At 62.7% G+C, this 25,987-nt stretch carries 24 protein-coding genes, 1 pseudogene and 1 riboswitch; of the genes and pseudogenes, 16 read left to right on the top strand and 9 right to left on the bottom strand.

What is annotated here, in order from left to right; translation table 11 throughout:
* Positions 1-113: 113 nt before the first annotated feature.
* Positions 114-446, top strand: a complete 333-nt coding sequence (locus tag QFZ88_RS26345; RefSeq protein WP_065997075.1) for a helix-turn-helix domain-containing protein — start codon at positions 114-116, stop codon at positions 444-446.
* Complete coding sequence (locus tag QFZ88_RS26340) at positions 443-1,729, top strand: type II toxin-antitoxin system HipA family toxin (protein ID WP_065997077.1); 1,287 nt, start codon at positions 443-445, stop codon at positions 1,727-1,729. The genes QFZ88_RS26345 and QFZ88_RS26340 overlap by 4 nt, the downstream gene beginning before the upstream one ends.
* 439 nt (positions 1,730-2,168) lie before the next feature.
* Here the strand turns inward: QFZ88_RS26340 and QFZ88_RS26335 are convergent.
* The 3 genes and pseudogenes from QFZ88_RS26335 to mobC form a co-directional block, all read right to left on the bottom strand.
* Positions 2,169-2,366: pseudogene (locus tag QFZ88_RS26335) on the bottom strand (AAA family ATPase); the annotation flags it as partial.
* 539 nt (positions 2,367-2,905) lie between these two features.
* On the bottom strand, positions 2,906-5,155 hold the full coding sequence (locus tag QFZ88_RS26330) for a relaxase/mobilization nuclease domain-containing protein (protein WP_307420726.1): 2,250 nt from the start codon (positions 5,153-5,155) through the stop codon (positions 2,906-2,908).
* Positions 5,155-5,478, bottom strand: coding sequence for a plasmid mobilization protein (mobC, locus tag QFZ88_RS26325; RefSeq protein ID WP_373426415.1), 324 nt, complete (start codon positions 5,476-5,478; stop codon positions 5,155-5,157). The genes QFZ88_RS26330 and mobC overlap by 1 nt, the downstream gene beginning before the upstream one ends.
* Before the next feature lie 347 nt (positions 5,479-5,825).
* On the opposite strand from mobC, the gene QFZ88_RS26320 reads away from it, so the two are divergent.
* From QFZ88_RS26320 to QFZ88_RS26305, 4 genes are all read left to right on the top strand, one after another.
* A complete protein-coding gene (locus QFZ88_RS26320; protein WP_307420720.1) occupies positions 5,826-6,527 on the top strand; it encodes a ParA family protein in 702 nt (233 codons plus the stop codon).
* Positions 6,524-6,865, top strand: a complete 342-nt coding sequence (locus tag QFZ88_RS26315; protein WP_307420719.1) for a hypothetical protein — start codon at positions 6,524-6,526, stop codon at positions 6,863-6,865. Before QFZ88_RS26320 ends, QFZ88_RS26315 begins: the two co-directional genes overlap by 4 nt.
* A 77-nt stretch (positions 6,866-6,942) precedes the next feature.
* Positions 6,943-7,515 (top strand): helix-turn-helix domain-containing protein, encoded by a 573-nt coding sequence (locus tag QFZ88_RS26310; RefSeq protein WP_307420717.1) that lies wholly within the window; start codon positions 6,943-6,945, stop codon positions 7,513-7,515.
* A 275-nt stretch (positions 7,516-7,790) separates the two neighbouring features.
* A complete protein-coding gene (locus QFZ88_RS26305) occupies positions 7,791-8,090 on the top strand; it encodes a WGR domain-containing protein (RefSeq protein WP_373426414.1) in 300 nt (99 codons plus the stop codon).
* 374 nt (positions 8,091-8,464) lie between these two features.
* Here QFZ88_RS26305 and QFZ88_RS26300 read toward each other — a convergent pair whose 3' ends face one another.
* The 5 genes from QFZ88_RS26300 to QFZ88_RS26280 form a co-directional block, all read right to left on the bottom strand.
* Entirely contained in the window at positions 8,465-8,788 is a 324-nt protein-coding gene (locus QFZ88_RS26300) for a DUF736 domain-containing protein (protein ID WP_065997092.1), read from the bottom strand.
* 538 nt (positions 8,789-9,326) lie between these two features.
* A complete protein-coding gene (locus QFZ88_RS26295) occupies positions 9,327-11,057 on the bottom strand; it encodes a ParB/RepB/Spo0J family partition protein (RefSeq protein ID WP_307420716.1) in 1,731 nt (576 codons plus the stop codon).
* Between the two features lie 89 nt (positions 11,058-11,146).
* Complete coding sequence (locus QFZ88_RS26290; RefSeq protein ID WP_307420714.1) at positions 11,147-11,554, bottom strand: DUF2958 domain-containing protein; 408 nt, start codon at positions 11,552-11,554, stop codon at positions 11,147-11,149.
* A gap of 34 nt (positions 11,555-11,588) precedes the next feature.
* Complete coding sequence (locus QFZ88_RS26285) at positions 11,589-11,735, bottom strand: hypothetical protein (RefSeq protein WP_307420713.1); 147 nt, start codon at positions 11,733-11,735, stop codon at positions 11,589-11,591.
* Positions 11,736-11,789: 54 nt separating this feature from the next.
* On the bottom strand, positions 11,790-12,752 hold the full coding sequence (locus QFZ88_RS26280; RefSeq protein WP_065997098.1) for an ArdC family protein: 963 nt from the start codon (positions 12,750-12,752) through the stop codon (positions 11,790-11,792).
* 889 nt (positions 12,753-13,641) lie between these two features.
* Here QFZ88_RS26280 and QFZ88_RS26275 point away from each other — a divergent pair.
* The 9 genes from QFZ88_RS26275 (at position 13,642) to QFZ88_RS26235 (ending at position 23,207) form a co-directional block, all read left to right on the top strand.
* Positions 13,642-14,610, top strand: a complete 969-nt coding sequence (locus QFZ88_RS26275) for an NUDIX hydrolase (protein ID WP_065997099.1) — start codon at positions 13,642-13,644, stop codon at positions 14,608-14,610.
* A gap of 66 nt (positions 14,611-14,676) precedes the next feature.
* Complete coding sequence (gene nadA / locus QFZ88_RS26270; RefSeq protein ID WP_065997100.1) at positions 14,677-15,651, top strand: quinolinate synthase NadA; 975 nt, start codon at positions 14,677-14,679, stop codon at positions 15,649-15,651.
* Complete coding sequence (locus QFZ88_RS26265) at positions 15,648-17,201, top strand: L-aspartate oxidase (RefSeq protein WP_065997101.1); 1,554 nt, start codon at positions 15,648-15,650, stop codon at positions 17,199-17,201. Before nadA ends, QFZ88_RS26265 begins: the two co-directional genes overlap by 4 nt.
* 26 nt (positions 17,202-17,227) lie before the next feature.
* Positions 17,228-18,049, top strand: coding sequence for a carboxylating nicotinate-nucleotide diphosphorylase (gene nadC, locus QFZ88_RS26260; RefSeq protein ID WP_065997393.1), 822 nt, complete (start codon positions 17,228-17,230; stop codon positions 18,047-18,049).
* A 134-nt stretch (positions 18,050-18,183) separates the two neighbouring features.
* Positions 18,184-19,182: a biotin synthase BioB gene (gene bioB, locus QFZ88_RS26255; RefSeq protein WP_065997102.1), complete on the top strand. Its 999-nt coding sequence runs from the start codon at positions 18,184-18,186 to the stop codon at positions 19,180-19,182.
* Positions 19,179-20,330: an 8-amino-7-oxononanoate synthase gene (locus QFZ88_RS26250; RefSeq protein WP_065997104.1), complete on the top strand. Its 1,152-nt coding sequence runs from the start codon at positions 19,179-19,181 to the stop codon at positions 20,328-20,330. The genes bioB and QFZ88_RS26250 overlap by 4 nt, the downstream gene beginning before the upstream one ends.
* The gene (bioD, locus tag QFZ88_RS26245; RefSeq protein WP_065997395.1) at positions 20,327-20,965 is read left to right on the top strand and encodes a dethiobiotin synthase; all 639 of its coding nucleotides are present in this window, start codon (positions 20,327-20,329) and stop codon (positions 20,963-20,965) included. Before QFZ88_RS26250 ends, bioD begins: the two co-directional genes overlap by 4 nt.
* Positions 20,962-22,227 carry an adenosylmethionine--8-amino-7-oxononanoate transaminase gene (locus tag QFZ88_RS26240; RefSeq protein ID WP_065997106.1) on the top strand — a complete coding sequence of 422 codons (1,266 nt, stop codon included), beginning with the start codon at positions 20,962-20,964 and terminating at the stop codon, positions 22,225-22,227. The genes bioD and QFZ88_RS26240 overlap by 4 nt, the downstream gene beginning before the upstream one ends.
* Complete coding sequence (locus QFZ88_RS26235) at positions 22,224-23,207, top strand: beta-ketoacyl-ACP synthase III (protein WP_065997108.1); 984 nt, start codon at positions 22,224-22,226, stop codon at positions 23,205-23,207. The genes QFZ88_RS26240 and QFZ88_RS26235 overlap by 4 nt, the downstream gene beginning before the upstream one ends.
* A 46-nt stretch (positions 23,208-23,253) precedes the next feature.
* On the opposite strand, the gene QFZ88_RS26230 is transcribed toward QFZ88_RS26235, so the two are convergent.
* Entirely contained in the window at positions 23,254-24,720 is a 1,467-nt protein-coding gene (locus QFZ88_RS26230; protein ID WP_065997397.1) for an NAD-dependent succinate-semialdehyde dehydrogenase, read from the bottom strand.
* A 233-nt stretch (positions 24,721-24,953) separates the two neighbouring features.
* Positions 24,954-25,065, top strand: a riboswitch (TPP riboswitch).
* 112 nt (positions 25,066-25,177) lie between these two features.
* Here QFZ88_RS26230 and QFZ88_RS26225 point away from each other — a divergent pair.
* On the top strand, positions 25,178-25,987 hold an 810-nt coding region (locus QFZ88_RS26225), incomplete at its 3' end, for a phosphomethylpyrimidine synthase ThiC (protein ID WP_307420711.1).

Here is a 25,987-nt window from a genome sequence, read left to right as displayed (position 1 = left end):
CGTCGACGGATCGATCTGCGCGTCGTGAAACGTGCTGCCCGCCTCGACAAATCTTGTATATGGTCTTATATAAACGACCTTAAATGATTTAAAGACGCTTTTATGAGACAAAAATGCGTTCGACCGTGACTGATACGTTGCCCCCCCGGGTCAAGAGGGCGCTCGGCAAACTGGGCGCAGACATTGCGCTTGCCCGCAAGAAGCGCAGCCTGACGATAATGATGATGGCGGAGCGGTTGGGTATCGCGAAAAGCACCTATCTGAAAATTGAAAAAGGAGACCCGACAGTCGCCATGGGGGCCTATGCGATGACCTTTTTCGTCCTTGGCTTTGACGACGCTTTGACCAAAATCATGGATGCCCAGCGAGATGAGCAGGGCCTGCTGCTGGACGCCCAACGCTTGCCCAAAAGGATAAGGGCCCGGAAGAATTCGGGTGCGATATGAGGCGAGCCATTGCTGTTCGCCTCGGCGAGAGCGGCGCACCACTGGGGACGCTGCGGTACGATCAACAAGGTGTCAGGGAGAGCGCCGCGTTTGAATATGATGCTGACTGGTTAGCAGCGGCGAACAGGTTCTCGATCGAGCCGGGCCTGCCACTTGTTGCGGGACCGCAATTTCACCGCAAGACGCGTGACGGATCCGTTTTCCATAACGCAATCGCTGATACGGAGCCGGACGGCTGGGCCAGGCGCGTGATCTTGCGTGACCATGCCAAGCGTCGCCAGGAGGCGCGCCGAGCGGGAAATGAGAGCCAGGTGCGGCCGCTTAACGCGATGGACTACCTTTTAGCGGTTGATGACGTAAGTCGTGTCGGTGCTCTGCGCTTGCAAGACGAGGAGGGAAACTACCAAAGAGCAGTTGAGGAGGGTCGGCGCAGCACGCCCCCGCTGGTTGAGATCGCGCAACTTCTCGCAGCGACGCACGCTATCGAGACCAACACCGAGACGGCCGCGGATCTTGCCTATCTGCGCGGACGCGGTACCTCCCTTGGCGGCCTTCGCCCGAAATGCTCAGTTGTCGACGACTATGGGAGGCTCGCTATCGGCAAGTTTCCTAGCGTCAATGACGATCGCTCTGTCACCAAGGGCGAAGTGCTCGCCATGACGTTAGCGCGGAAGGCTGGTGTAGACGCAGCCGAGGCACGACTGGTCAACAGCGATGGGGTCCCCGTCGCATTGATCCGGCGTTTTGATCGAACCCGCGATGGCGGTCGATTGATGTATGTCTCGGCGGCCACAATGTTAGGTGCGGACCCCGGGGATGCGAGTGAACATAGCTATACGGAGCTTGTGGACGTGCTACGCCAGCATGGTAGCCAGCCGACGATCGACATCGAGGAGCTTTGGCGGCGCATCGCGTTCTCGATCCTCATCACCAATGTCGATGACCACCTTCACAATCACGGTTTCCTGCATGTGGACCGCGGGCAGTGGCGCCTAGCTCCGGCCTTCGACATCAACCCATTCCCGGAGCGTATGCGTGAGCTTAAGACCTGGGTATCGGAGGAAACCGGACCCGAAGCGACCATCGACGCTCTGATGTCGGTGATTGCCTATTTCCGGATCAAAAAAGACCGGGCTAAGCAGATACTTGCCCAGGTTGAGGGAGCTGTTTCCACTTGGCGGGACGAGGGGCAGGCGCTTGGAATGACCTCGCAAGAACTGGATAGCTTCGCAGATGCATTTGAGCATACCGAACGGAAAGACGCCCAAAGGGTGCTGCAATGATTCCCAATAATCGTCGTCACAACCGGAGAACCTGGCTACGGCTCCCGTGGCCCGGTCTCTTCGTGGTTGACTAGCCTCAGAAGCGGGAAGTGTCGCATCTCTAAATTGCTCAAGTGTCGCATCTCTATATAGCTGCTACACACGAAAGTCGCAGAATCTATCTTATGGAACTCGCCAACTATTTGAAATGACGTCACTATTTGTCGTCAAAATCGAAACCGTCAGCTCGAAGGCTGAGCTACGACCACAAAGTTGAAATGGGTGCCGCTTGCAGTTTTTCCCCGAATGGCGTCACACGGTCGTGTCATGCAGGACTAGTCCGCGCACGAAGCGGTCGCCAACCGCCTCCTGCAGTTGGCGCAGCCCCCGAAAATCCTGCGGCCGCACCGTTGCGGAGACCTTCACTTCAATGCCAATGACCCGGCCGCGTCGATCCTCGATCCAGAAGTCGTCCGGGAGAGGAGCGGATTTCCGACTGTGCGAACGGCAGCAGCGAGATCGTCGCCATTCGGCCGGCAAGAGAGTCCGCAATGGCCGGAATCGTGGCGACATTGGCGGAACCGGTCAGCAGGAACCTGCCCGGCCTGTCGTCGCGGTCGACACCTTCCTTGATCGCCAGCATCAGCTCTGGTGCGCGTTAGACCTCGTTGCTCGATGATAGGGCGCGGCGATGCTGAAGTGATCATGCGACCATCTTTAACAGATGCTCCGTCCAATTTAGAGTAGAGCACCGTCTGATTCTTGACGCACCTTCAATAGGAGCGTCTCTTTGCGGCGCACGAAAACCTGGAACGAGCAACGTTGCTCGAATTAAATCCCTCCTTGTCCGCCGCCACCAATTCCACCGACACCTCAGGAAAACAACGGCAATGCGATCCGCGGATGCGCGATGATCGCGTACGTCATCTGTCCCGTGGCTTGAACCGGCGAAGGCTGGGCGCGACGTGATCCACGGCAACTTCCTTGAAATTCAGAGCCAATCGCGAATTGGTAGGAGCAGGCTTTTGGCCGAACAATAGGCGCCCAGCAGCCAAGTCTCCACAGCACTCAGCTCATGACCGAAATGGAGCATGGGACCAACCACGATCAGAGCCCACAGCGCAACGCCCACAAAACCGTCCGGGCGATCAGAGCTCTCGTTCGGCGGGGCAAGCGGTTTGACATGCCAATGTTGCTTCATCGTTCTGATGAGAGATCCCGTTCGTCCCGCTCACGGTCGTGGCGCTCTTCAACCTCACGTTCCAATTCGCGTATCCGCGGTACCTGCTGCTGCGGTGGATCCGCCCTGTAGTCTTCGTTCACGCGCGTGCTGCGATCGCCCCGTCCCGATGGGAAGGGCGCTTCACGTGCATTCTCCTGACGTCCACGCTCTGCTTCTGCGCGGTACGCTGCCAGGATCTCGTCTCCTTCACGCACCGCGCCCTCGCCATGGCGAGCGACCGAATCGTCGAACAGACTCCTTCGAGACGTGCTTGCCTGCCCGCCGATGTACCGCTGATGATCCCGATCGATGCCCGCTCTTTCTTTGGTGTACTTCTCGCCATCGTCGCGCTCTGTTGGCTGAAATCCGCCCGCTTCCGGAAGCTGTCGCGCGTCCCGGATCGAAGTCTGTTGGCCAACGGCCTGGCGAACAACCTCGACAGGCTCGACTTCTGTCTGTCGCTCTGACAGTTCGAGATATTCGCGGCGAATGCCAACCACCTCGCGAGCGGTCGCGGCGATCTCATCGAATTCCTTTCGCTCGGCCGGCTGCACCGAGGCTTCGACAGTCGCAAGCACGGCCTCCACGCGCTTCTCATAAGTCTCGAATTCGCGACGCGTCATAGCACGCATGGGTGTCTCTCCGACTCCAATCGCTTTTTCCAATTCTACCATATTGGCATTCATATTTATAGCTAAATGCGCATTTACCAAATTTTCGAAGTCGATTTGACTGTCACGAAACACTGTCTGGAGCCGAACGATCTGCTCAGCAGCGAAGTGGGAGACAGCTTGGTCGGGCTCCGAACGCGCAATCTCGCCCCAGGCTCGTGCCGCTTCGATGGTGTAGTCGACGCTGCGCTTCGTTCGTGCCGCGGAGTGCCTATTGGTGCGCTTGGCATCGTATCGGACCTGCGCAGCCCGGCTCGTGCCCTCATGCTCGGTTCGACCCACATAACTCACCGGCCGCGCCTGATTGCGGCGATAGGCCGGCGGGCTGGCGAGTTCGCGCCGGTCGGTGAGCTCCATATCAATGCCATGCTGCCGGGCTTTCTCGGCCATCAGCGCGCGCCATTCTCGAAACACCTGAGGGCTGGTCTCGATCCGCTCGCCTGTCTCGGAGCGCATGGTGACGATGGCATGGGCATGGATATGCGGCCGCCTGCCGCCCTGCCCTGTCGCCTTGGGGTCATCGGCGGGATCGTGGAGCGCGAAGATATACCGGTGTCCACCGAACTCCTCGCCGAGAAAGTCGCGCAATGCGCCTTCAAATGCCGCCGCGCTCGTTCCGGCACGCGCCGAGACGATGAGGTGCATGACGTCCCTGCCCTTGCGGCTATGCAACTCGCGCCGCCACTCCTTCTGGACCAGATCACCCGCCTGTTTGATTGTTTTGATCGCTCGTCCCGTCTCGTCCAGGACAAGACCTTGCGCGCGTTCGACGAGCTCCCGTACCCGTGCGGTCGCGAACTCCACCCCATTGCCATGGCCGTGGAACCGGAAATGGGCCTCAATCTCGTGGCCGCTATCAGCGCCTTCAAACCTCTCCTGGACAATGCCCGCTGCCTTGGTGTCTGCAGTCAGGCGCTCGCCGCCGCGATCACGCAACACAAGCACGCCACGTACGTTGATCTCGCCGGCGTTCCCCTCCTCGACAGCGTAAACCAAGCGCCTGTCTCCAAAGCCCGCACGCAAGACTTCACGAACGAGCTCGTTGCGACCGTATTTGATCGGGAGGGCAACTCCCGCGACCGTCACCTCAAACATGCCGACATCGCGGCTGGCAGCCCGGTTGTCGAACAGGTGCTCCCAATCGCCGCGCTGTTCTGCAAGCGCTGCCTTGCCAATGATGCGTTCACCCCGCTCATTCTCGACCGGCAGTTCACCGCCGCGCGAGGCGTAACTCATCATCGCCGCCGCGCGAGCGCCGCCGCCATAGGAAGCAAGCTTGACCACCGCCGGCTGGCTCCCCCGAGCCAACCCCGCGAACCGAACGAGCATCGGCCGAGCAGTACTTTTGCCTCGGCGGGCGGCGACGCTTCCGCCGTCGAGCCCACGGCTCCTGCGCAGCCGCGAGCCAGCGCCGTCCTCCGGCAACTGCCCCGCCCCTCCCCTTCGCCGACTGTCCCAATCGATCCCCTCATGGTCGCCCATTTGCAACTCGTGCAGCAGAGCAGCGCGCCGGCGCTCCCAGTCCTGTTCGAAGGCACCAAGGAAGAACTCCATCAGGGTGCCTCGCCACGCCGGGCGGCACCGACACGCTTGGTCATGGACGCGAGTTCCGAAGCCACGGTGGTGGCTATCGCGCGAGCGTCGTCGATCGCTCCCATGAGGTCCGGATCCGCTACCGTGCGAGTTGTGTTGAGGGCACGGGCGATCTGATTGAGATTGCCACCGACAGCTCGCATGTCCTGTAGGAGCACCTCGATGATCGCGCGGTCTTGCCTGCTCATGAACGGCCGGACACCGGCGCCCTCCAGCGAAAGCGATCGCAAGAAGGCCGAGACTGAAAGACCGGCCCGTGCTGCAGCGTCTTCTACAGCCCGCATTTCATCGTCGGACAAACGGACGTGGGCTACCTTTTCCCGCCTGCCGGGCTTTTGCGAGTGCGATGCAATCGGCGCCGTCATCGACGACCTTTTGTTGGCTTTTGCGGCCGCAGGCCGCGATCGAGAGCTTGTCCCTCGATCGTCGGGAAAAACGTATCACATTTTTCCGTATCCTGCCAACGCAATATGACATCGATTATGTGTTACTGTCGGCACTTCCTATATTTTTCTTGGTCATAACGACTACATTTTTCTATGACTGTGTTACCATGGGAATACACAAACCCATGTCCCCGCAATCATAGGTTCGTGCGTGAGTGAAAACACATATCTGTAGGAGAAGCAGGATGCCGACAGTGATCGCCGCCATCAACGGCAAGGGCGGCGCAGGCAAGACCACCGCCCTCATGAACATCGCCGGCGAGTATGCCCTTCGGGGCCGGACAGTGGCGATGATCGACATGGATGCGCGCAGCAATCTGACGAAATGGTGGAGCGATTGCAGACAGAAGCAGGCCCAGGCCGAGGGCATCGACGTCGTTGGTCACAAGACGGCCAAGGCGGTCGGCGCTTTTCTTGATCGAGCTGCCGGCAGCTTCGACTACATCCTGATCGACACGCCAGGCGAGGACACAGCTATCGTCGATCCGGTGATCGGATGGTCCGACCTGGTGATCTCGCCGATCCAGGCCTCGAAGCGCGAGGTGCTGGGCGCGATCGACTGTGTCGAATCCGTCCTGCGCGTCAACAAGGCGCTTGGGCATGCCTGCCGCCACGGCGTGCTGCGGACGCGCGTCTCGCTCACCGTCCGGTATACTGAACTCTATCGCAAGATCCGGCCGATCATTGAGGACAAGGTCGGAACCTATCTGTTTCGCACCGAAGTGATGGAGCGCAATGTCTACAAGGATATCCAGAACGGCATCGGCACCTTGCAGATGCAGGAATTGACCGAAGCGATTGCGAAGGCGCGCCGGGAGACGCAAAGCATCGTGGCGGAGATCGATGAACTCCTGGGTGCTGATGGAGTGACGGGAGGCGGTCGATGAGTGGAAGGGAGCATTTGTCGCTCGAGGAGTTCGTGACCGCTCCAAAAAAGAAACTGGTTGTCGACGTGCTCGACGCGCGTTCACCTGAGGCCGATGCAGGGCTGGCGGAACCACCTGCCAACAGGGCCGAAGCCGATACCATTATTCGTCAAGAGGCGAGAAAGGCGCTACGGCGGGTGAAACGGGAGCGCGTCAAGGGAGAGAGCTTTTTCGTCAATGTGAGCCTTGATCGACGGACCAAACGGCGGCTGAAGCTGGCATCGTTCGATGCGGAGACATCGATGCAGTCGATCATCGAGGCGGCGATCATCAAGTACCTGGACGACATGGGCGCTTGACGTTTCGATTATCGAGCCCTGTCTGCCTGTAAGCAAATTTGATCGAAGCGGCAGTTTGCTGCTAGGCTGATGTCAAATTGGTCCTGATTTCACAGTGGAAAAGACCAACGGGGGCAAAGACACGTGTCACAGCGACGTGTTTTTGCAGGCAACAGGAGCGGGCCGAAGCCGTCGCCATGGCGATTAAGGATGTCCAGACATACATCGAGGAAAATCGGCTCGTCGAAACGACCGATGAAGAATCGGAAAAACCGATCTATCGCAAGCCGGGTTTCGAGGGCATTCGAAGCTTCGGCGAGATGGAGCAGATATTCAGCCAGTTCATCCGCGAGCATCGTGACGCGAAGCGGCTCAATCGAGCACAGGTCGGCATGATGGTCGGCCTGCACGAGACGATTTTTGCGCGCTATGAGCGGGCATTTTCAAAGCTGCAGGTGACGCGGCTGATCCACCTTTGCGAAATCCTCGATTGTTCGCCGGTGGAGATGATCCACGCGGCCGCACCGCATTTTTTCGGCGAAAGCCGAAAGGAGGCCGACGACAAGCTGAATCTCATGCTGCGCATTTTGGACATGCCGGCATCGACCGCATCCAGCCTGCTGAGCATGATTGAGGGTCTTGTCGGAGACCGGGATCCGTCGAAAGAGTAGACGCGGCCGCGACCAGTTTTCGGCCGGTGTTAAGCGCCAATTTACCCTGTTCTGCAACACTTAATCCTGCGGCTGGGTTTTGCGTGCCGCCTCGGACATTTTGGGCCCGCCGCTCTCCTTGATCGGTGGGCCCAAAGCACGCAAAGACCCGACAAGCGCGTCGGCTAGGCTGAGCGCAATCATCGATCATGTGCTTGTGGCCACGCACCCAGAGTGGGCATCCGCCGTCGGACAGATCAAAGCTGTGAATCGATGGAGCATAATCGATTCACCGAATGCGTTGGACGCGGTGGCACGCGGGGCGCGAATGTCGTTCCATGGATACAAAGCCAGCGACCCACCTTCGCCGTGTCGATCCGGAACGCAACATGGCCCGGTTCTATCGGCTGTCGATGACGCCGAGCCTGTTTGGCGATACTTGCGTCATGCGGGAGTGGGGCAGGATTGGCGGCTTCGGCCGAATCCGCATCGATATCTATGAGAACCCGGAGGACGCCTTCGCAGCGCATGCGGCAATAGCGCACGCAAAACGGCGCCGTGGCTACGAGGACGTGATCGTGGATGAGCAGCCTTGACAAGGCCAAAGAGACGGGTGCGTTCGATAGCGGATTTCGATGTCGGAAAGGTGCGTGGTACCAAGTCGGATGGACGGCTAGGACCATCGTGGCACGGCCGTGGGGTTCACGCGCAAAAGCGCGATGAAGCCCCGCCCGGATGATTTGGGCGGGGTGCTCTTGCCTCGTCAGTCGCTTTGGCGCGTCGGGCGGGACCATCAGGCTAAACCCCCGCCCTTCCCGCTCCAGGGAGGCTGGCGCAGATCAGGTTGCTGAAGCCTCGGGTCGACGAAGGGGCGCCGACGCGATTGGCGAAGAGTCGGCCCGGAGCCTGTGGTGATGGCCGGGAGAGCGCGTCGAAGGCCCCCGCGCCGGTGGCGCGAGGGCCGGGCCGATCAGTCGGCCGGGTTCCAGATGATGGCGTAGGTGTCGTCATCGTCCTGGCCGGCGGCGCGGCCGAGATTGGCGTAGAGTTTGCGCGGGCCGAACTCCGGTGCTGCGATCGACAGGCTCACATAATCCTTGCCGGAAGCCTCGCCGGTCCGGACCCAGCCGGCGCCGACCTCGACGCCCTGCGTCAGCACCCGGAAGTCTGGATGGGTGTCGGCGGTCTTTCCCTGATTGGGTACGATGGCGATGTCGGCGCGGACGCTGAGCGTCTTGATCTGGCCCTTGTAGCCGCCGTTGTCCTGCTTGGTGACGTATCCGATCGCGGTCATTTCAAGTCTCCATTTTGCTTGTCGCCCGGGGACCATTCCCCTGCGATGGCTGACCGTGATGGGCGCGTCCGGCCCGCCTGAACCCAAAGGGCCGCAGCGACAGCGGAGGACCCGAGCGGGCAGCTTTTTTGAAGCGAAGCGGGCGCGAGGAGCCGCCTCGGGCGGCGGGGAAGAAAGTTGATGGCCGAGGGTTTCGGGCGGGCCGGATCCGCCCATAGGTCATCAAGCCAGCGGCAGGGGAATGGTTCTTGGCGCCAGCATTGGAGACAGGCAGACACGGTCGTCGCAGCCAGGCAGAGGTCAAGGCGATGACAGGAATGCGGACGCTCCGGTCCGCGCCGCCATCGCCATCGTGCCCAGACAGCAGGCGACAATTGCCACCACCAGACCGGGTGTTTCGGGGAAACGGTGGACGGTGTGCGCGGCTAAGAAGGGACTGGCGCTGCGGTCTCTGGAAGGAAGGTGCTGGGCACTCGATGCGGCCCAACAAGCGGCCGAGCAGGCGACGCCAGAAACGCCGCCGCCCGTCATGCGATGATCATTCAGACACGAACAGCGTCTGAACCTTCGACCACTGATCGGCGGTGCGGAAGCCGCCGCGTTCGGTGTAGCTCGACACCGGGAACGCCATCCAGCGCGGCAACCAGCCGTCGACTTTCTCTCTGCCGTTCTCGCCGGACAGGAAGTCGCGCACGATCTTCTTTTGCGTCTTCAGCTTCTCCGATGCATTGCCGTCGGCGACCAGCCTGCCGCCGACATCGGCGAGCAATTCGTTGGCGACTTGCTTGTCGCGCAGCAGGTCGAAGAAGGCGTCGTCCGGCTGCCACCAGCCGCGCATGTCGAGGCCAAGATGATTGCCGAGCGCCTCGACGATGGCGCTGCCGGCGCTAAGCGTCTCGGCCATGACCAGCGCGAGGATGCGCAAGACATCTTCGTCGCAAAGCGCCAGCAGACGGGCAAAGACGCTGGCCAGCGCGAACTCGTCGCCGTTGCCGCCCGCCACCGGACCCTCCTCGTCGAGCGCGCCGAGCAAGGCCAAAACCGCGCGCTGCTTCTCGGCGAAAGCCGTTTGCGCCTTGCAGGTGGCGATGCTGGCGGCCACCGCCTCGTTGGCAGCGCGCTGCGGCTCGACGCGCACCGTCCACAGGCTGGACCCGACAACGGCGTGAGCCACCATTAGCCGCATCGCGAGACCCGGATGGTCGAGCAAAGCGGTACGGACAGCGGCGTGACGATGCAGATCGACATAGTTCTGCATCGGTCCGCTGAGTTCCGGTCGCGACGGTTTTGCCGGCGTTTCGACGTCCTCGCCGGCCTCGCCTTGCGAGCGGGCGTGGCGGGCTTCCTTGCGCGACAGGTAGCCTTCATGAGCCTCGACCTCGCCGCGCTGCGAGACGGTGATGACGACCTTGCCGCCCTTCTTCTTGGGCGTCTTTTCGTAATCCCACGAGTGAAAGTACTGGCCGGGTTCGAGCACGGTCACGTCCACCCAACCGGCCTCCAGATAGGCCTCGCCCCGGGCGGCAATCGCCTCGTTCTGCTTGAGCCAGAACAAGTCGGCATCGGCGAAGAAGCTGTCCTCGCCGAACAGGTCCGACACAATCAGGCCGGGATAGTCCTCGACCGGGAACAGCGCCACCTTGGTCGAGATCGACTGGCCGCCGAACAGCCATTGCTTCAACTGCCAGCCGCGCGGGGCTCGGTTGTCGGGATCATTAAAGAGCGCCAGCCAGTCCTTCTGCTGCGCCTTGGAAGCCATTGTGAGATGGCGCACCGTCTCGACGTCGATCTCCTCGCGGCGATAGGCCTCGCGGATTTTCGGCAGCAGGTCGCCAAGGGCCAGAATGCGCTTCACCTGAGGCTCGGTGAGGCCGAAGGTGGCGGCGATATCGGCAACGCTGCGTCCTTCCTTGATCAGGCGGGTGAAGGTTTCCCATTGCGAAACCTCGTCAGGGTCGAGGCGAGCGATGTTCTCAATCAACGACGCTTCGAGCGCATCGGCATCGTCGCCCTCCTCCATGATGGCGCATGGCAAGGGTTCGGCCTGGCCGCGCTCGTCGGCAACTGTTTTGGCCGCGAAATAGCGCCGCCGCCCAGCGACGATTTCGAAAGTATCCGGCGAGCCGTTGGGCCTGATCAGCAGCGGCACCAGGACGCCGCGCGCCCTGACCGACGGCAGGATATCGGAAATGTCGGGCGCGCGTTTTGAGTGGCGCATGTTGATCGCGGAAACGCTCAACTGGTCGATGGAAACGTGGGCAAGCTGCATTTCTCTTCTCCTTTGTCTGGGCTTGAAAAGCCCCACCGCGAGGCCGAAGGCCGAGCGGCGGCGGGGTGGTTTTGCGCACTATGGCGCGGTCATTCCGCCCGGTCGGGCGGAAGCTCTGGTGTTGGGATTTCGAGCGCGGCGGCGGCCTGCCGCAAAAGCCGTTCGGCCTCGGTGATGCGGCTGCCACGGCGCGCTGCCTCGGCGTAGACCGAGAGCGGAAACCGCGCGGCGAAAGAGAGGTCGCGCTCGATGCCGATGCCAATCGGTCCCTTGACCGATTGGAGTTCGGCAAGGCTGACGCTGCCGAGTTCGGGGAAGCCGAAACCGAGGTCGCAAAGTCCAAACAGCGTGTCGCCATCGGCATCGAGCTCGGTCAGAAGCCAGGTCGCCCTGCCAACCGGATTGAACAGTTTGACGACCGGAACATGGTCGGTTTCGACTTGCGCCCCGCCGTTGGCGATGGGCAGCAAGCGCAATTCGTCGGTGACCAGGAGCATGGCAAAACGTCCTTGTTGGAACAGGTTGGCAGGGTCAGAACAGGTCGAGCTGGTTGCGTTTGGCCTCATCAAAGAGACCGATATCGAGCGGCTTCTGCGCCGCGCGCGGGCGCATCGGCGCGGCCAAGCGAAGCCCACGCCGGTCGCGCGTGGTGACCGGGCGCGCATCGGGAACCAGCATCTGCTCGCCTTCCGGCGTCGGCTCGCTCCGCAGCGGAACGGGGTCGCAGGGCGCTCATGCCGCGATCCCTTCGGGGCTGTTGCTCTCGGCGTCTGCCTGAAAGCCAAGCAAGAAATCGGCGGCTTTGGATGCAAGGCTTGCGGCGCGGAAAATGGCGCGGTTATCCTCGCGCAAAACCTCGAGCCATGAAGCGATATAGTCTGCATGGCGCACGGTCGGCTCGATGCCCAACGTCGAGCAGGTAAAGGCAGCCGTGATCTCCGCGACCAATTCCTCGCGCGCGTAAGCCTTGCTCCCGAAGATGCCGGAGAAGTCACGCGCGAGCCGGCTCGGATGCCCCGTCCAATGGCCAAGCTCGTGAAAGCAGGTGCGGTAATAGTTGATCTGATCGAAGAATGCCGGCTGCGGCGGTAGCTGCACGAAATCGCCGGACGGCATGTAGAAAGCGCGGTCGCCGCCGATGCGGATATCCGCGCCGGAAGCCCTAACCAGCGCCTCGGCCTGCGGGATGATCTGGCGTTCGGGCAGCGGCTCAGGCTGGCTGTAAAGATGCGCGGGCAAGCCGTCGCACTGCGCGACGTTGAAGACGGTGAATCGCTTGAGAAACGGGATTGCCTGCGGCTCGGTGTCCTCGGCCTTGGCGCGTTCCTTCTCGTTCTTCGGGATGAAACGGTCGGCGTGAACGATGGTCGTGCCGTGCTCACCTTTCCTGACAGCACCGCCAAGCGAAAGCGCCTGCCGGAAGGTAAGCCAGTTCTGGCCGGCATAGCCGCGCTCTATGACAGCGCCCCACAGGATCAGGATGTTGATGCCGGAATAGAAGCGCCCGGTGGCGGCGTTCTTCGGCAGCCCAAGGCCGGCCTTGGCCGCACCCCAAGGCTTGACCCAAGGCACCGAACCGCGCTCCAGATCAGCGATGATCCGATCCGTAATCTCGCAATATAGGCTGGCCCTTTGTGGCTCACTCCGTTTGCCCCCCACTTCTCCGCTAGCGCTATGTTTGCCGTTTCTGCGCATGATTTTTTTCTCCGCTCGCCAATCTCGCTGCGCCCTCCCCGGAAGCGAGGTGGGCGGCGAAAACGACCGGAAAGGCCCACCGTCAGAGGTGGCCAGCATCCGAAAGGACCGGAACGCCAGTGGAGGACCCTGAGCGGAACGCGAAGGGTTGCGGGCCGCCGCGGTGGGCCTAGAAGGGAGAGCCGCCCACCCCGCGCCGCCGGGAGGCCAACCCAAAAATGACAGCGCCGCCCAATGGGCGGCGACCGTCACAGCCCGCAAGGGCTGCCTGTGCCAGGGGTCGAAGCCGAATGGCCGCCTGAGGCTGTCGAAGAGAAGCGGGCTCGGTTCACGAGCACCCGGTGCGCGCTATCAGCGCGCAGGCGCCATCACGACTTGACGACGATTAGAACGCTGCGAAGCCCGTTAAAACGAAACAAGCCGTATACAAACTGCTTATAAGAAAAGGATCAGGCGATATCCTTTTGTTAGACTAAAGCTAACGAAAAGACCCTTCCGTCGGCAGGAACCGTGCACGATGAATTCAGCGCTTGAGCACCTGATCTCGATCGGTATCGTGCGCGAAGTGAGGGCATCTCGGGTCTTTGCCTACCAAAACATACCTGAACCGCTTGTCGGAGGGGAAGGGGCAGAGGCGGGCCTAACCAAAACGCCGAGACCGGCACGGTGTTGTCACGGATGGGCTGCGCCCCTTCTTTTTTCAATGATGACGGCGCCGTCGCGAAACCGAGGCGCAAGTGCTTTAATTTTCAAGCCGCCAGTGACGCTAAGCACCGGCTGCGGCCGATGAGGACCGATCCAGGGCCGTTGACCGCGCAGCGGTCGCAGTCCACCTTCCTACCGAACCGATTCAGCTTCTCGACCAGTGCTGACTGACGCGCGGGAGATCATGCAGGACCAGGCAGCGACCGGCAGCAAGGCTAAGCGTTCGAGCAAGGCCCACGATGCAAGCGTGGACTTGATCGCTGTCGTTGTGGCGATGACCGAGCATGGTCCAAGTGTGCTTGCCGTTGGGGCCGGCGATGCCTTGCCATCGGGTCCCTTCGAGCATGGCCATCGCTCGCTGCAGTCCGGGCTGCGAGGATGGGTGGAACATCAGACCGGCCACCAGCTCGGCTACATCGAGCAACTCTACACGTTTGCCGACCGAGACCGGATCGGTGAAGAGCGCCAACAGCGGGTGATCTCGATCAGCTATCTTGCCCTGACGCGTGCCGAGCATTCCGTCGGCTTGCGCAGACGCCTTTGGCGCAGCTGGTACGATTTCTTCCCCTGGGAAGACCATCGCACGGGTGTGCCGACAATAATTTCGGAAGTGCTGGAGCCACGCCTTCTTGCCTGGGCAAGCGAAGCTGGCTCCGAACCGATGCGGCGCGAGCGCCAGCAACGGGCCTCATTCGCCTTCGGACTGGGCGGTCGTGACTGGAATGAGGAACTTGCGCTGCAGCGCTATGAACTCCTCTACGAGGCGGCCCTGGTCGAAGAAGCGACCCGTGGCCTGGGGCAAACTCGATCCCTGCCGATACCCGGGACGCCGATGATAGCGGATCATCGTCGCATCCTGGCAACGGGCATTGGCCGCCTTCGCTCCAAGATCAAATACCGGCCCGTCGTGTTCGAGCTCATGCCGGCTGTCTTCACGTTCCTGCAATTGCAGCGCACCGTCGAGGCGCTTTCCGGAAGGCTGGTACACAAGCCGAACTTCCGCCGCCTCATCGAACAGCAGGACCTGGTCGAGGAGACGGGCCAAACGACTGCCGACACAGTGGGGCGACCCGCCAAACTTTATCGCTTCCGACATGCGGTCCTCGACGAGCGGGTTGCCGCAGGAACAAAATTGCCACTTTCGCGCGCTTGACAGCCATTATTCTCATAGTAAGTTTATATCCAAATTATACTCATTGTGAGAATAATTGGAGCGCCGATGCCCGCCCTACCTTCGACCGCCGCCCCCCTCTATGAGCGCGTCCGGCGGGTGATCCCGCCGATTGAATGGCCGGCATTCGCCGGCGACATCGAGGCCACCCTTGCGCTGAAGCGCGAACGCAATGCCGTCATTCTGGCGCACAACTACCAGACGCCCGAGATCTTCCATTGCGTGGCCGACATTGTTGGCGACAGCCTGGCACTCGCCCGCAAGGCGATGTCAGTTGAGGCGGACATCATCGTGCTCGCCGGCGTGCATTTCATGGCCGAGACGGCGAAGCTGCTCAATCCGGGCAAGACTGTGCTCATTCCGGATCTCGGCGCCGGCTGTTCGCTTGCCGATTCAATCACGGCTTCGGATGTGCGGCTGATGCGGCAGCGCCATCCCGGGGTGCCGATCGTGACCTATGTCAACACCTCCGCCGCCGTGAAAGCCGAGTCAGACATCTGCTGCACCTCGGGCAATGCGCTGGCGATCGTGGAATCGCTCGGCGTGCCAAAGGTGATCATGCTGCCTGACGAATATCTGGCAAGGAACATCGCGGCGCAGACAAAGGTAGAGATCATCGCCTGGAAGGGGCATTGCGAAGTGCATGAGCGCTTCAGCGCCGCCGACATACGCGAGCTGCGCGACGCGCATCCCGGCGTCACGGTGCTTGCCCATCCCGAGTGCCCGCCGGAGGTCGTCGCCGAGGCGGACTTCGCCGGCTCGACGGCGGCGATGTCCGACTATGTCGGACGGCACAAGCCGGCACGCGTCGTACTGATGACCGAATGCTCGATGAGCGACAATGTCGCCGTCGAGCATCCCGACGTCGACTTCGTGCGCCCGTGCAATCTCTGCCCGCACATGAAGCGCATAACGCTCGCCAATATCCGCGTAGCACTCAAGGAGAACCGCCACATCGTGACCATCGATCCTGGCGTCGCGGATCGAGCGCGCCGGGCCGTGGAGCGGATGCTCACCATATGACCAGGCACGACCTCAACGGCCGGCCGATCATTATCGGCGGCGGCATTGCGGGGCTGATGACGGCGCTTCGTCTTGCCCCGGAACCGGTGGTGCTGATCACCAAGGCCCCGCTCGGAGGTGAGGCTTCCAGCATCCTCGCCCAGGGTGGAATCGCGGCGAGCCTCGGCAGCGATGACAGCGCGGACCTGCATCTTGCCGACACGCTCGCAGCCGGCGACGGGCTTTGCGACGAGGCATTAGCGAGGCGTGTCGTCGAAGCGGCACCGCAGGCGATCGAGCATCTCGGGCGGTTGGGCGCTGCTTTCGACCGTGCTCGCGACGGCGCGCTTCTGCTCGGGCTTGAGGCCGCGCATTCGCGCCGGCGGATCGTCCATGCCGGCGGTGACGCCACTGGTCGCGAACTGGTCCGCGCGCTCGCAGCCGCCGTGCGAAAGACAGCCTCGATCGCCGTCTTTGAAGGCGCCGAGGTTCGGCATCTTTTTGTCGAGGACGGCGAAATCGCCGGCGTACTTGCCGTTGGAAATAGGGAAGCAATCCAGCTCTCGACGAACCGCGTAGTGCTCGCGACCGGCGGCATAGGCGGCCTGTTCGATCATACGACCAACCCGCTCGGCTCATTCGGCCAGGGCTTGGCGCTTGCCGCGCGTGCCGGTGCCGAACTCGCCGATCTCGAATTCATCCAGTTCCACCCGACCGCGCTCGACGGCCCGCTGCGCCCGATGCCGTTGGTCAGCGAAGCTGTGCGCGGCGAAGGTGCTTTGCTCATCGACGAGCGCGGCCGGCGATTCCTCGCCGACACACCCGGGGGCGAACTCGCGCCGCGAGACGTCGTGGCGCGAGGCGTATGGCGCCAGCTCCGCGCCGGACATCGCGTGTTCCTCGACGCCCGGCAGTGTCTCGGTCCGAGATTTGCCGAGCGCTTTCCGGCGATTTCGCTACTGTGCCGCGAGGCAGGCATCGATCCGGCCATCCAGCCGATCCCCCTGCGCCCCGCGGCCCATTATCATATGGGTGGTGTGGCCGTGGACACCGAAGGCTGCAGTTCGGTGCGCGGCCTGTGGGCCTGCGGCGAGGTCGCCCGCACCGGGCTGCACGGGGCCAACCGTCTTGCCAGTAACTCGCTGCTCGAAGCCGTTGTCTCCGCAGCCTGGGTTGCGATAAGCGTCGCCGCCGCGTCGCCAGGCGCGCACAGGGCACTGAAGCCGGCAATCGTGCCGCCGCGCCCCGATGCCTCGCGCATCCGTTCGATCGCCTCGCGCGCGCTCGGCATCGAGCGCGATGGCGAGACGCTGCGCGAAGCAGCATCGAGGCTGGCGCCGATTGCCACCGGTCATGATGCCGGCTCCGACCCCGCGCTTGTCGCGCTGATGATGACGATCGCCGCCCTTCGTCGCGAGGAGAGCCGCGGTTCGCATTTACGCACCGATTTCCCTCTACGAAATGCCCAGTCACAATCGCTGCGGTTGACGCTCGACGAGATGCTTGAGGCCTCAGCGAACCTTTCCAACACCATATCCGACGGTGTTGCGCTACCCGGCAGGAGGGCTTGATCGTGGTGCTGGCCCTGCCGCGCGTGATGGTCGAGCCGCTGGTGCGCGCTGCCCTGCTCGAAGACTTAGGCCGCGCCGGCGATCTCACCACCGACGCGATCGTTCCGGCGGATGCAATAGCGACGATGGTGCTCGCGACACGACAGCCTGGCGTGATCGCCGGCCTCGATGTCGCCACGCTCGCCTTCGAACTGATCGACCCGCGGACCGAGATCACCGTGGTTTATCCGGACGGCTCCTCCCTCTCGGGCGGCGATGTCATCGCCACCGTGCGCGGACCTGCGCGCGCGCTGCTTACCGCGGAGCGGTCGGCGTTGAACTTTCTTTGCCACCTCAGCGGCATCGCCACGCAAACCGCGGCTGTTGTGGAAGCCGTGCGAGATCACAAGGCCAAGATCGTCTGCACGCGAAAGACCACGCCCGGTCTGCGCGCGTTGGAGAAATACGCGGTGCGCGCCGGTGGCGGCACCAATCATCGCTTCGGCCTCGACGACGCCGTGCTCATCAAGGACAATCACATCGCGATCGCCGGCGACATCCGCACGGCCGTCAAGCGCGCGCGGACGGCCGCAGGCCACATGGTGAAGATCGAGGTCGAGGTCGATACGCTCGATCAACTCGACATGGCGCTGGCGGCCAACGTCGATGCCGTACTGCTGGACAACATGTCGGTCGAGCAGCTGACAGAGGCGGTGGCAATGGTCGGCGGCCGCGCGATCACCGAGGCGTCGGGCCGGGTGACAGCTCAGACGGCGCGTGCGATTGCCGCAACGGGCGTCGACCTGATTTCGGTCGGCTGGATCACCCATAGCGCGCCGATCCTTGATATTGGACTGGATTGCCGTTAGCGAAACATGCCGTTGACCGGAGCGCGAGGCCCTTGGACAGAAACCGGCGCTCGTGAGGCGGCAAAAACTGATCGGGTTGGTCGATGGTTTCGATGCTCGTTGGTCGAAATGGACATCCAGACGATGGAGGTGGTATGAACGCCGAATTGCACCTGAACGCGGACGCCGGATCGATCCAGGGGGCCTCGCCTCAATGGAACCGGCAAGCGGCGCAGGCAATCTACGACCTGCCTTTCAACGACCTGCTGTTCCGGGCCCAGACCATCCATCGGGAGAATTTCGATCCCAACCGGGTGCAGCTGTCACGCCTGCTCTCGATCAAGACCGGCGGCTGTCCCGAGGATTGCGGCTATTGCAGCCAGTCCTCGCGTCATCAGTCCGGACTCAAGGCCTCGAAGCTGATGGAGGTCAAACGCGTCATCGCCGAAGCGACGAAGGCGCGCGATGCGGGGGCTACGCGCTATTGCATGGGCGCCGCCTGGCGCAACCCCAAGGAGCGCGACATGGACGCCGTGGTCGCCATGGTCGAAGGCGTGAAGGCGCTCGGCATGGAGACCTGCATGACGCTCGGTATGCTCGACCTCGGCCAGGCACAGCGCCTCAAGCAGGCTGGCCTCGACTATTACAACCACAACATCGACACCTCCGAGCGCTACTACTCAGAGGTGATCTCGACGCGGACCTTCGCCGACCGGCTGGACACGCTGGCCAATGTCCGCGACAGCGGCATGAAGGTCTGCTGCGGCGGCATCGTCGGCATGGGCGAGGAGAAGGCCGACCGCATCGACATGCTGGTCACGCTCGCCAACCTGCCGGAGCCACCCGACAGCGTGCCGATCAACATGCTGATCCCGATCGAAGGCACGCCGCTTGGCGAGGCCGACCCTATCGAGCCGATCGAGTTCGTGCGCACCATCGCGCTTGCCCGCATCATGATGCCGAAATCGCATGTGCGGCTCTCGGCCGGCCGCACGGCCATGAGCGACGAGATGCAGGCGCTGTGCTTCTTCGCAGGGGCCAACTCCATCTTTGTCGGCGATACTTTGCTGACCGCCGAAAACCCCGGTGAAGACAAGGACAGCGCCCTGTTCCGACGGCTGGGCATCAAGCCGATGGAGCACGAGGCCCAGTGAATGGCCGAGCGAACGGCCGCGCGCTCGACCGCTACGAGACAACTTTGAGCGGTCTTGCCCGCAAGAACCGGTTGCGCGCCCTGAGCGGTCGCGTCGGGTTCGACTTCGCCTCCAACGACTATCTCGGTCTTGCGCGCTCCAAGCGTATGGCGGCGGCGGTCGCAGCGGCACTCGCCGCCGGCACCCCCGTAGGTGCTACCGGCTCGCGGCTGCTGCGCGGCAACGACCCCGAACATGAGGCGCTCGAAGCCAAGGCGGCCGGCTTCTTCGGCGCCGAGCGCGCGCTGTTCTTCGGCGGCGGCTATGTTGCCAATTTCGCGGTGCTCACGACCTTGCCCCAGAAGGGCGATCTGATCGTGCTGGACGAACTCGTCCATGCCAGCGCGCATGAGGGCGCACGAGCCGGCCGTGCGGAAGTGACGGAAGCCGCCCACAACGACACGAACGCGGTGGACGAAGCGATCGAGGCTTGGCGCGCAAGAGGCGGCGCCGGCCGCGCCTGGATCCTGGTCGAGAGCCTCTACAGCATGGATGGCGACCGGGCGCCGCTCGGCGAATTGATCGACGTCGCGGACCGGCACGACGCATTCCTGTTCGTGGACGAGGCGCATGCCACCGGCGTCTGTGGCCCGGAAGGGCGCGGGCTCGCGCACGATCTCGAAGGGCGCGACAATGTCGTGGTGCTGCACACCTGCGGTAAGGCGCTGGGCGCGTCCGGCGCGCTGGTCACCGCACCGGCGGTGCTTTGCGATTATCTGGTCAATCGCTGCCGGCCCTTCATCTACGCCACAGCGCCCTCGCCGCTGATGGCGGTGGCGACGGCAACCGCCTTGGACATACTTGCCGATGAGCCGGAACGCCGTGAGCGGCTGGCGAGACTGGTCGCGCTTGCAGGCAAGAGGGCCGAGGGCCTCGGTCTGCCTGCGAGCGGTTCGCAGATCCTGCCGATCATCGTCGGCGACAACCGAGGCACCATGGCGCTGGCGCAGGCTTTGCAGGCACGTGGATTCGACGTGCGCGGCATCCGCCCGCCAACCGTGCCAGAGGGCACGGCGAGGCTGCGCATTTCGCTGACGCTGAATGTCGGCGAGGAAGACGTTTCGGCGCTGTTCGATGCGCTCGCCGAAGAATGGGAGCGCACGCGATGACGGCAAGCTTCATCGTGACCGGAACGGACACCGGTATCGGCAAGACGGTGTTTGCGGCCGGTCTGGCGGGACTGCTCGACGGTTTTTATTGGAAGCCGGTGCAATCGGGCCTCGATGAGGAGACCGACAGTGAGGTCGTTGCCCGGCTTTCTGGCCTACCTTCAGGCCGCGTCCTGCCGGAGGTGTATCGTCTGACGATGCCTCTGTCGCCGCACCGGTCGGCCGAAATCGATGGCGTCGCGATCGAGGCGGCAAAGTTCTCGCTGCCGAAGTTGCCGGGCCCGCTCATCATCGAGGGTGCTGGCGGATTGATGGTGCCGCTCAATCGGCAGACGAGGTTCATCGATATTTTCCGCGACTGGCAACTGCCGATCATTCTTTGCGCTCGCACCGCGCTCGGCACCATCAATCATACCTTGCTTTCGCTCGAGGCTCTGCGTGTCCGGTCGATACCGTTGCTCGGCATCGCGTTCATCGGTGACGAGATGGCCGATACGCAAAGGACGATCGCCGAAATGGGCAAGGTGCGCGTACTTGGTCGCCTGCCGCGCCTTGACCCGCTGACGCCCGCAGCACTTGCTGCGGCTATGCGGGCTTCGTTCAATGTCGCCGAATTCACGGAGGCCACACATTGAGCCGCTCCGCTGTCTGGCATCCCTTCACCCAGCATGCCACCGAGCCGGTTCCGCCGATGATCGCGCGCACCGAGGGCGCGTATGTTGTTACGCTCGACGGCAAGCGCATACTCGATGCAATCTCCTCCTGGTGGGTCATCACGCACGGCCATCGCCACCCCAAGATCGTGGAGGCGATCCGGGACGCCACCGAGACGCTCGACCAGGTGATCTTCGCCGGCCTCAGCCACGAGCCGGCAGAGCGATTGGCGTCGGCTTTGGTCGACATGACGCCGGCGGGTCTCGACTGGGTCTTCTACTCCGACAGCGGCTCGACCAGCGTCGAGGTGGCGCTGAAGATGGCACTCGGCTTTCATCGCAACAACGGCGCGCCGCGCTCGCGCATCGTCGTCATGGAGCACAGCTATCACGGCGACACCATCGGCACGATGAGCGTCGGCGCGCGCGGCGTCTTCAACGCCGCTTACGAGCCCCTGCTGTTCGAGGTCGACACCATCCCCTTCCCCGCGGCGGGCCAGGAGCAGAGGACGCTCGATGCCTTCGAACGGCTGACACGCGACGCCAAGGTTGCCGCGCTGATCGTCGAGCCGCTGGTGCTCGGCGCCGGCGGCATGCTGATGTATCCGGCTTCAGTCCTTGCCGAGCTCAAACTTATTGCAGAGCGCTCCGACACGCTTTTCATCGCCGACGAAGTCATGACCGGCTGGGGCCGCACCGGCACCATGTTCGCCTGCGAACAGGCAGGGATCGCGCCCGACATCTTGTGCACGTCCAAGGGGCTGACGGGCGGCTCGCTGCCGCTCGCGGCGACGCTTGCCACCGATGCGATCTTCCGCGCGCACTACTCCAACGACCGTGCAAGGACCTTCTTCCATTCCAGCTCCTATACGGCCAACCCTATCGCCTGCGCGGCGGCCCTCGCCAATGTCGCCATCTGGAACAGCGAGCCAGTGGCGGCACGCGTGGCCGCCCTGTCACGCGTGCAGGCGCAAAAGGTGGCGCGATTCAAAAAGGATCCGCGTTTCGAGAATGTGCGCACGACCGGCACCATCGCCGCGCTCGACCTCCGCGTCGGCAATGCCGGCTATCTCGCCGCGGTCGGCCCAAGGCTGCGCGCCTTCTTCCTCGAGCGCGGCTTGCTGGTCAGGCCACTCGGCAACGTCATCTATGTGCTGCCGCCCTATTGCGTGACTTCGAGCGAGCTTGACCGGCTCTACGACGCTATCGACGAGGCGGCCGGACTTGCGGGCGACAAGAGATGAACCGCACGGCGCGCATCACAGGCCTCGGCCATCACGTGCCGGCGCGCACGGTGGACAACGCCGAGATCGAGGCAAGCCTCGGGCTGGAGGCTGGCTGGATCGAGGCGCGCACCGGTATCCGCTCGCGCTTCTGGGCAGAGCCCGGCGACACGCTTTCCGGACTGGCGACAAAGGCAGGCGAGATGGCGTTGCAGAACGCCGGTATCGATCGCAAGCAGATCGGGCTGCTTGTGCTTGCGACTTCGACGCCTGATCATCTGCTGCCGCCTAGCGCGCCACTGGTGGCGCACAGGCTCGGCCTCGAAAAGGCAGGCGGTGTCGACCTCGCCGGGGCCTGCGCGGGTTTCGTCTACGCCATGGCTTTCGCCGATGGCTTCGTGCGTCTCAACAACAAGCCGGCCATCGTCATCGCCGCGAATATTTTAAGCCGCCGGATCAATCCAGCCGAGCGGGCGAGCGCCGTTCTGTTCGCCGACGCCGCTGGCGCCGTGGTGCTCACCCCGTCAAGCAATCCAGCTCACGGCATCCTCGGCTCTTCCTTTGCCTCGGACGGCTCCGCTTACGGCCTGATCCACATTCCCGCGGGCGGCAGCAACCGTCCGTTTGCGCAAGAAATCGACATTGCCGAAACCCGCATGACGATCACGAACGGCCGCGACGTCTTTGCCAAGGCTGTGGAGATGATGAGCCGCTGTTCCTTGGAGGCGCTGGGGGCAGCCGGCCTTTTGGCGTCGGACGTCACCCGTTTTGTGCCGCACCAGGCAAATGCCCGCATCTTCAACGCCGTCGGCAAATCACTCGGCATGGCAGATGAGCGCATCGTCAAGACCATCGCCGGCTATGGGAACTCGTCGGCCGCAACCATCCCGCTGTCGCTGTCTGTTGCACACAGCGCCAATCCCTTTCGGCCTGGCGAGAAACTGCTTCTGACTGCAGCCGGCGCAGGTCTTACCGGAGGAGCGCTGGTGGTTGGCATTTAGCTTCGGCCGATGCCCGAGTGGCGAAGTCTGGTCCAGTAAGCTTGAGCTAGATTCCGCCCATACACAGATACTTCATCTCGAGATACTCCTCCAAGCCATGTCGGGAACCTTCACGACCAATCCCTGATTGCTTCATGCCACCGAAGGGGGCGGCTTCGGACGACATCCGGCCGGTGTTGATGCCAATCATGCCGTATTCGAGGGCCTCGGCCACGTGCCAGACGCGCTTGAGATTGGAGGCATAGAAATAGGCAGCAAGGCCGTAGATCGTGTCATTGGCTTCGCGCACGACCTGATCGGGATCCTTAAAGCGGATGATGGGTGCGAGCGGCCCAAAGGTCTCCTCTTGCGCCAGCAGCATGTCGCTGGTGATGTCCGTCAGAACCGTCGGCTCGAAAAAGGTGCCGCCCAGCCTTGCTCGGCCTCCGCCGCAGCGGATCGCTCCGCCTTTTAGGATGGCATCGGCAATATGGGCCTCGATCTTGGCGAGCGCCTGCGTGTCGATCAGCGGCCCGATGGCGATACCCGGTTCGAAGCCGTCCCCAACCGGGAGCGAGCGAACCCGCGCCGTGAATTTCGAGGCGAATTCTTCATGCACGCCGGCTTGCACATACAGCCTGTTGGCGGAGACGCAGGTCTGTCCGGCATTGCGAAACTTTGCCTGGATTGCACCGTCGACGGCGGCGTCGACATCGGCATCGTCGAAGACGATGAAAGGCGCGTTCCCGCCGAGCTCAAGGCTGACTTTCTTGACCTGATCGGAGCACTGGCGCATGAGCAACCGCCCGACTTCGGTAGAGCCCGTGAAACTGATCTTGCGCACCTTTGGATTGACGCAAAGCTCACGCCCCACTGCCTGGCCCTGCGAGGCATAGATCAAATTTACGACGCCCTCGGGGAAACCTGCCTCCACCGCCAGCGCGAACATCGCGCCGGCGACGAGGGGGGTCTGCTCAGCCGGTTTCAGGATGATCGCGCAACCAGCGGCGAGCGCCGGTGAAATCTTGCGGGCAACCATCGAGGCAGGAAAGTTCCAGGGCGTGATGGTGCCAACGACGCCGATCGGCTGCTTGATCACCAGCATTCGCCGATCCGTCGACGGCGCGGAAATCGTCTCGCCATAGATGCGATTGGCTTCTTCCGCGTACCATTGCAAGTAAGCGGCGGCATGTAAGACTTCCGATATTGCCTCGGGCAGCGGCTTGCCCATTTCGGCGGTCAGGATTGCAGCCAGGTCATTGGTGTGATCAAGGATCAGCTGGTGCCAGCGCCACAATGTGTCGCTGCGATCGCGGGCGGTCAGAGCTGCCCATTTGACTTGTGCGGCATAGGCCCTATCGATCGCGGCCTTCGTCTGCTCGACGTCCATATCCGGGAGATCAGCGAGCAATTCGCCTGTCGAGGGATTGAAGACCTGGAACACGTTTCGATCCTCGTCACCTCGGGATGCCACGCGATCAAGCGAGGCGAACAGACCCGGCTGTGTGAGATGACGAAGTAGCGAACTGGTGATGCCCGACACAGAAAAACTCCTTGGGATGAGCCGATGTATCTTCTTAGGAACATCGCGCCAAGCGGCGTAGCAGCAGGGTGACATTCGGTATTTATCCAGCGTCACCGGCTTTGTGGGGTGGATGACCGTGCCTATCCGGCGTCATCTGCTCCAATCCATGACCAGCGGCAGATTGTCCCAACAGCACCACCGGCTCGTGCGTTGACAGAGTGGCCTCGCATGATCCAAGCTGAGCGCCTCACCAGGGGAGTCCCGGCAAGGGGCTGAGATACTGCTATAGCGCGCAGTGACCCGTTGAACCTGATCCAGTTCATACTGGCGTAGGGACGGTGCGAGGCTTCGCGGGTCGGCAATCCGGCTTCGGCATTCGGGCAATGTCCGTCTTCCATGCGCAGCGTCACTTCCTCCTCATCGCGTGGACTGGGTCTCCGTTGCACTCGAGCAAGGAGGCTCACTCATGAATGCCCACACTCCGACCGTCACCGTCGGCGAACTTCCCGCTTCGAAAAAAGTCCACAAGCCCGGGCAGCTTCACCCGGACCTTCAGGTGCCCATGCGCGAGATCTCGGTGCACCCGAGCGCCGGCGAGCCGCCGGTCACGGTCTACGATTCGTCGGGTCCTTACACCGACGCATCGGTGAAAACCGATATCGAGCACGGCCTGCCGCGCCTGCGCGAGACATGGATAGAGGCACGCGGCGATGTGGAACCCTACGAGGGCCGCACGATCAAGCCCGAAGACAATGGCTTCGTCTCCGCCGATCGCCTGACGCCGGAGTTTCCTGTACGCAACCGGCCATTTCGCGCCGCCACCGGCCGTGCCGTCACCCAGATCGCCTATGCGCGCGCCGGCATCATCACGCCGGAAATGGAATTCGTCGCCATCCGCGAAAATCTCGGCCGAGAGCAGTTGCGTTCGAAGCTTCAACGCGACGGTGAGAGCTTCGGCGCAGTGATTCCTGATTTCGTGACGCCCGAATTCGTGCGCGACGAGGTGGCGCGCGGTCGCGCCATCATCCCATCCAACATCAACCATCCCGAAAGCGAGCCGATGGTCATCGGCCGCAATTTCCTGGTGAAGATCAACGCCAATATCGGCAATTCCGCCGTCACCTCGTCGATGGCCGAAGAGGTCGAAAAGATGGTTTGGGCGATCCGCTGGGGTGCCGATACGGTGATGGACCTGTCGACCGGCCGCAACATCCACAATATCCGCGAATGGATCGTGCGCAATTCGCCGGTGCCGATCGGCACGGTGCCGCTCTAC

Origin of the sequence: Mesorhizobium sp. YL-MeA3-2017, from assembly GCF_030814575.1 — a bacterium.
In the GTDB taxonomy this organism is placed as follows: domain Bacteria; phylum Pseudomonadota; class Alphaproteobacteria; order Rhizobiales; family Rhizobiaceae; genus Mesorhizobium; species Mesorhizobium terrae.
This window is presented reverse-complemented; position numbering and strand designations above follow the sequence as displayed.

Bases quoted from the DNA above. Each gene is read 5' to 3' on its own strand.
- QFZ88_RS26345 (WP_065997075.1), top strand. From the start codon at position 114: ATGCGTTCGACCGTGACTGATACGTTGCCCCCCCGGGTCAAGAGGGCG.
- QFZ88_RS26275 (WP_065997099.1), top strand. From the start codon at position 13,642: ATGCAGGACCAGGCAGCGACCGGCAGCAAGGCTAAGCGTTCGAGCAAG.
- QFZ88_RS26315 (WP_307420719.1), top strand. From the start codon at position 6,524: ATGAGTGGAAGGGAGCATTTGTCGCTCGAGGAGTTCGTGACCGCTCCA.
- QFZ88_RS26320 (WP_307420720.1), top strand. From the start codon at position 5,826: ATGCCGACAGTGATCGCCGCCATCAACGGCAAGGGCGGCGCAGGCAAG.
- mobC (WP_373426415.1), bottom strand. From the start codon at position 5,478: ATGCGGGCTGTAGAAGACGCTGCAGCACGGGCCGGTCTTTCAGTCTCG.
- QFZ88_RS26285 (WP_307420713.1), bottom strand. From the start codon at position 11,735: ATGCTGGTTCCCGATGCGCGCCCGGTCACCACGCGCGACCGGCGTGGG.
- QFZ88_RS26265 (WP_065997101.1), top strand. From the start codon at position 15,648: ATGACCAGGCACGACCTCAACGGCCGGCCGATCATTATCGGCGGCGGC.
- QFZ88_RS26330 (WP_307420726.1), bottom strand. From the start codon at position 5,155: ATGGAGTTCTTCCTTGGTGCCTTCGAACAGGACTGGGAGCGCCGGCGC.
- bioB (WP_065997102.1), top strand. From the start codon at position 18,184: ATGAACGCCGAATTGCACCTGAACGCGGACGCCGGATCGATCCAGGGG.
- QFZ88_RS26300 (WP_065997092.1), bottom strand. From the start codon at position 8,788: ATGACCGCGATCGGATACGTCACCAAGCAGGACAACGGCGGCTACAAG.
- nadA (WP_065997100.1), top strand. From the start codon at position 14,677: ATGCCCGCCCTACCTTCGACCGCCGCCCCCCTCTATGAGCGCGTCCGG.
- QFZ88_RS26280 (WP_065997098.1), bottom strand. From the start codon at position 12,752: ATGCGCAGAAACGGCAAACATAGCGCTAGCGGAGAAGTGGGGGGCAAA.
- QFZ88_RS26305 (WP_373426414.1), top strand. From the start codon at position 7,791: ATGCGTTGGACGCGGTGGCACGCGGGGCGCGAATGTCGTTCCATGGAT.
- QFZ88_RS26340 (WP_065997077.1), top strand. From the start codon at position 443: ATGAGGCGAGCCATTGCTGTTCGCCTCGGCGAGAGCGGCGCACCACTG.
- QFZ88_RS26295 (WP_307420716.1), bottom strand. From the start codon at position 11,057: ATGCAGCTTGCCCACGTTTCCATCGACCAGTTGAGCGTTTCCGCGATC.
- QFZ88_RS26290 (WP_307420714.1), bottom strand. From the start codon at position 11,554: ATGCTCCTGGTCACCGACGAATTGCGCTTGCTGCCCATCGCCAACGGC.
- QFZ88_RS26235 (WP_065997108.1), top strand. From the start codon at position 22,224: ATGAACCGCACGGCGCGCATCACAGGCCTCGGCCATCACGTGCCGGCG.
- bioD (WP_065997395.1), top strand. From the start codon at position 20,327: ATGACGGCAAGCTTCATCGTGACCGGAACGGACACCGGTATCGGCAAG.
- nadC (WP_065997393.1), top strand. From the start codon at position 17,228: ATGGTCGAGCCGCTGGTGCGCGCTGCCCTGCTCGAAGACTTAGGCCGC.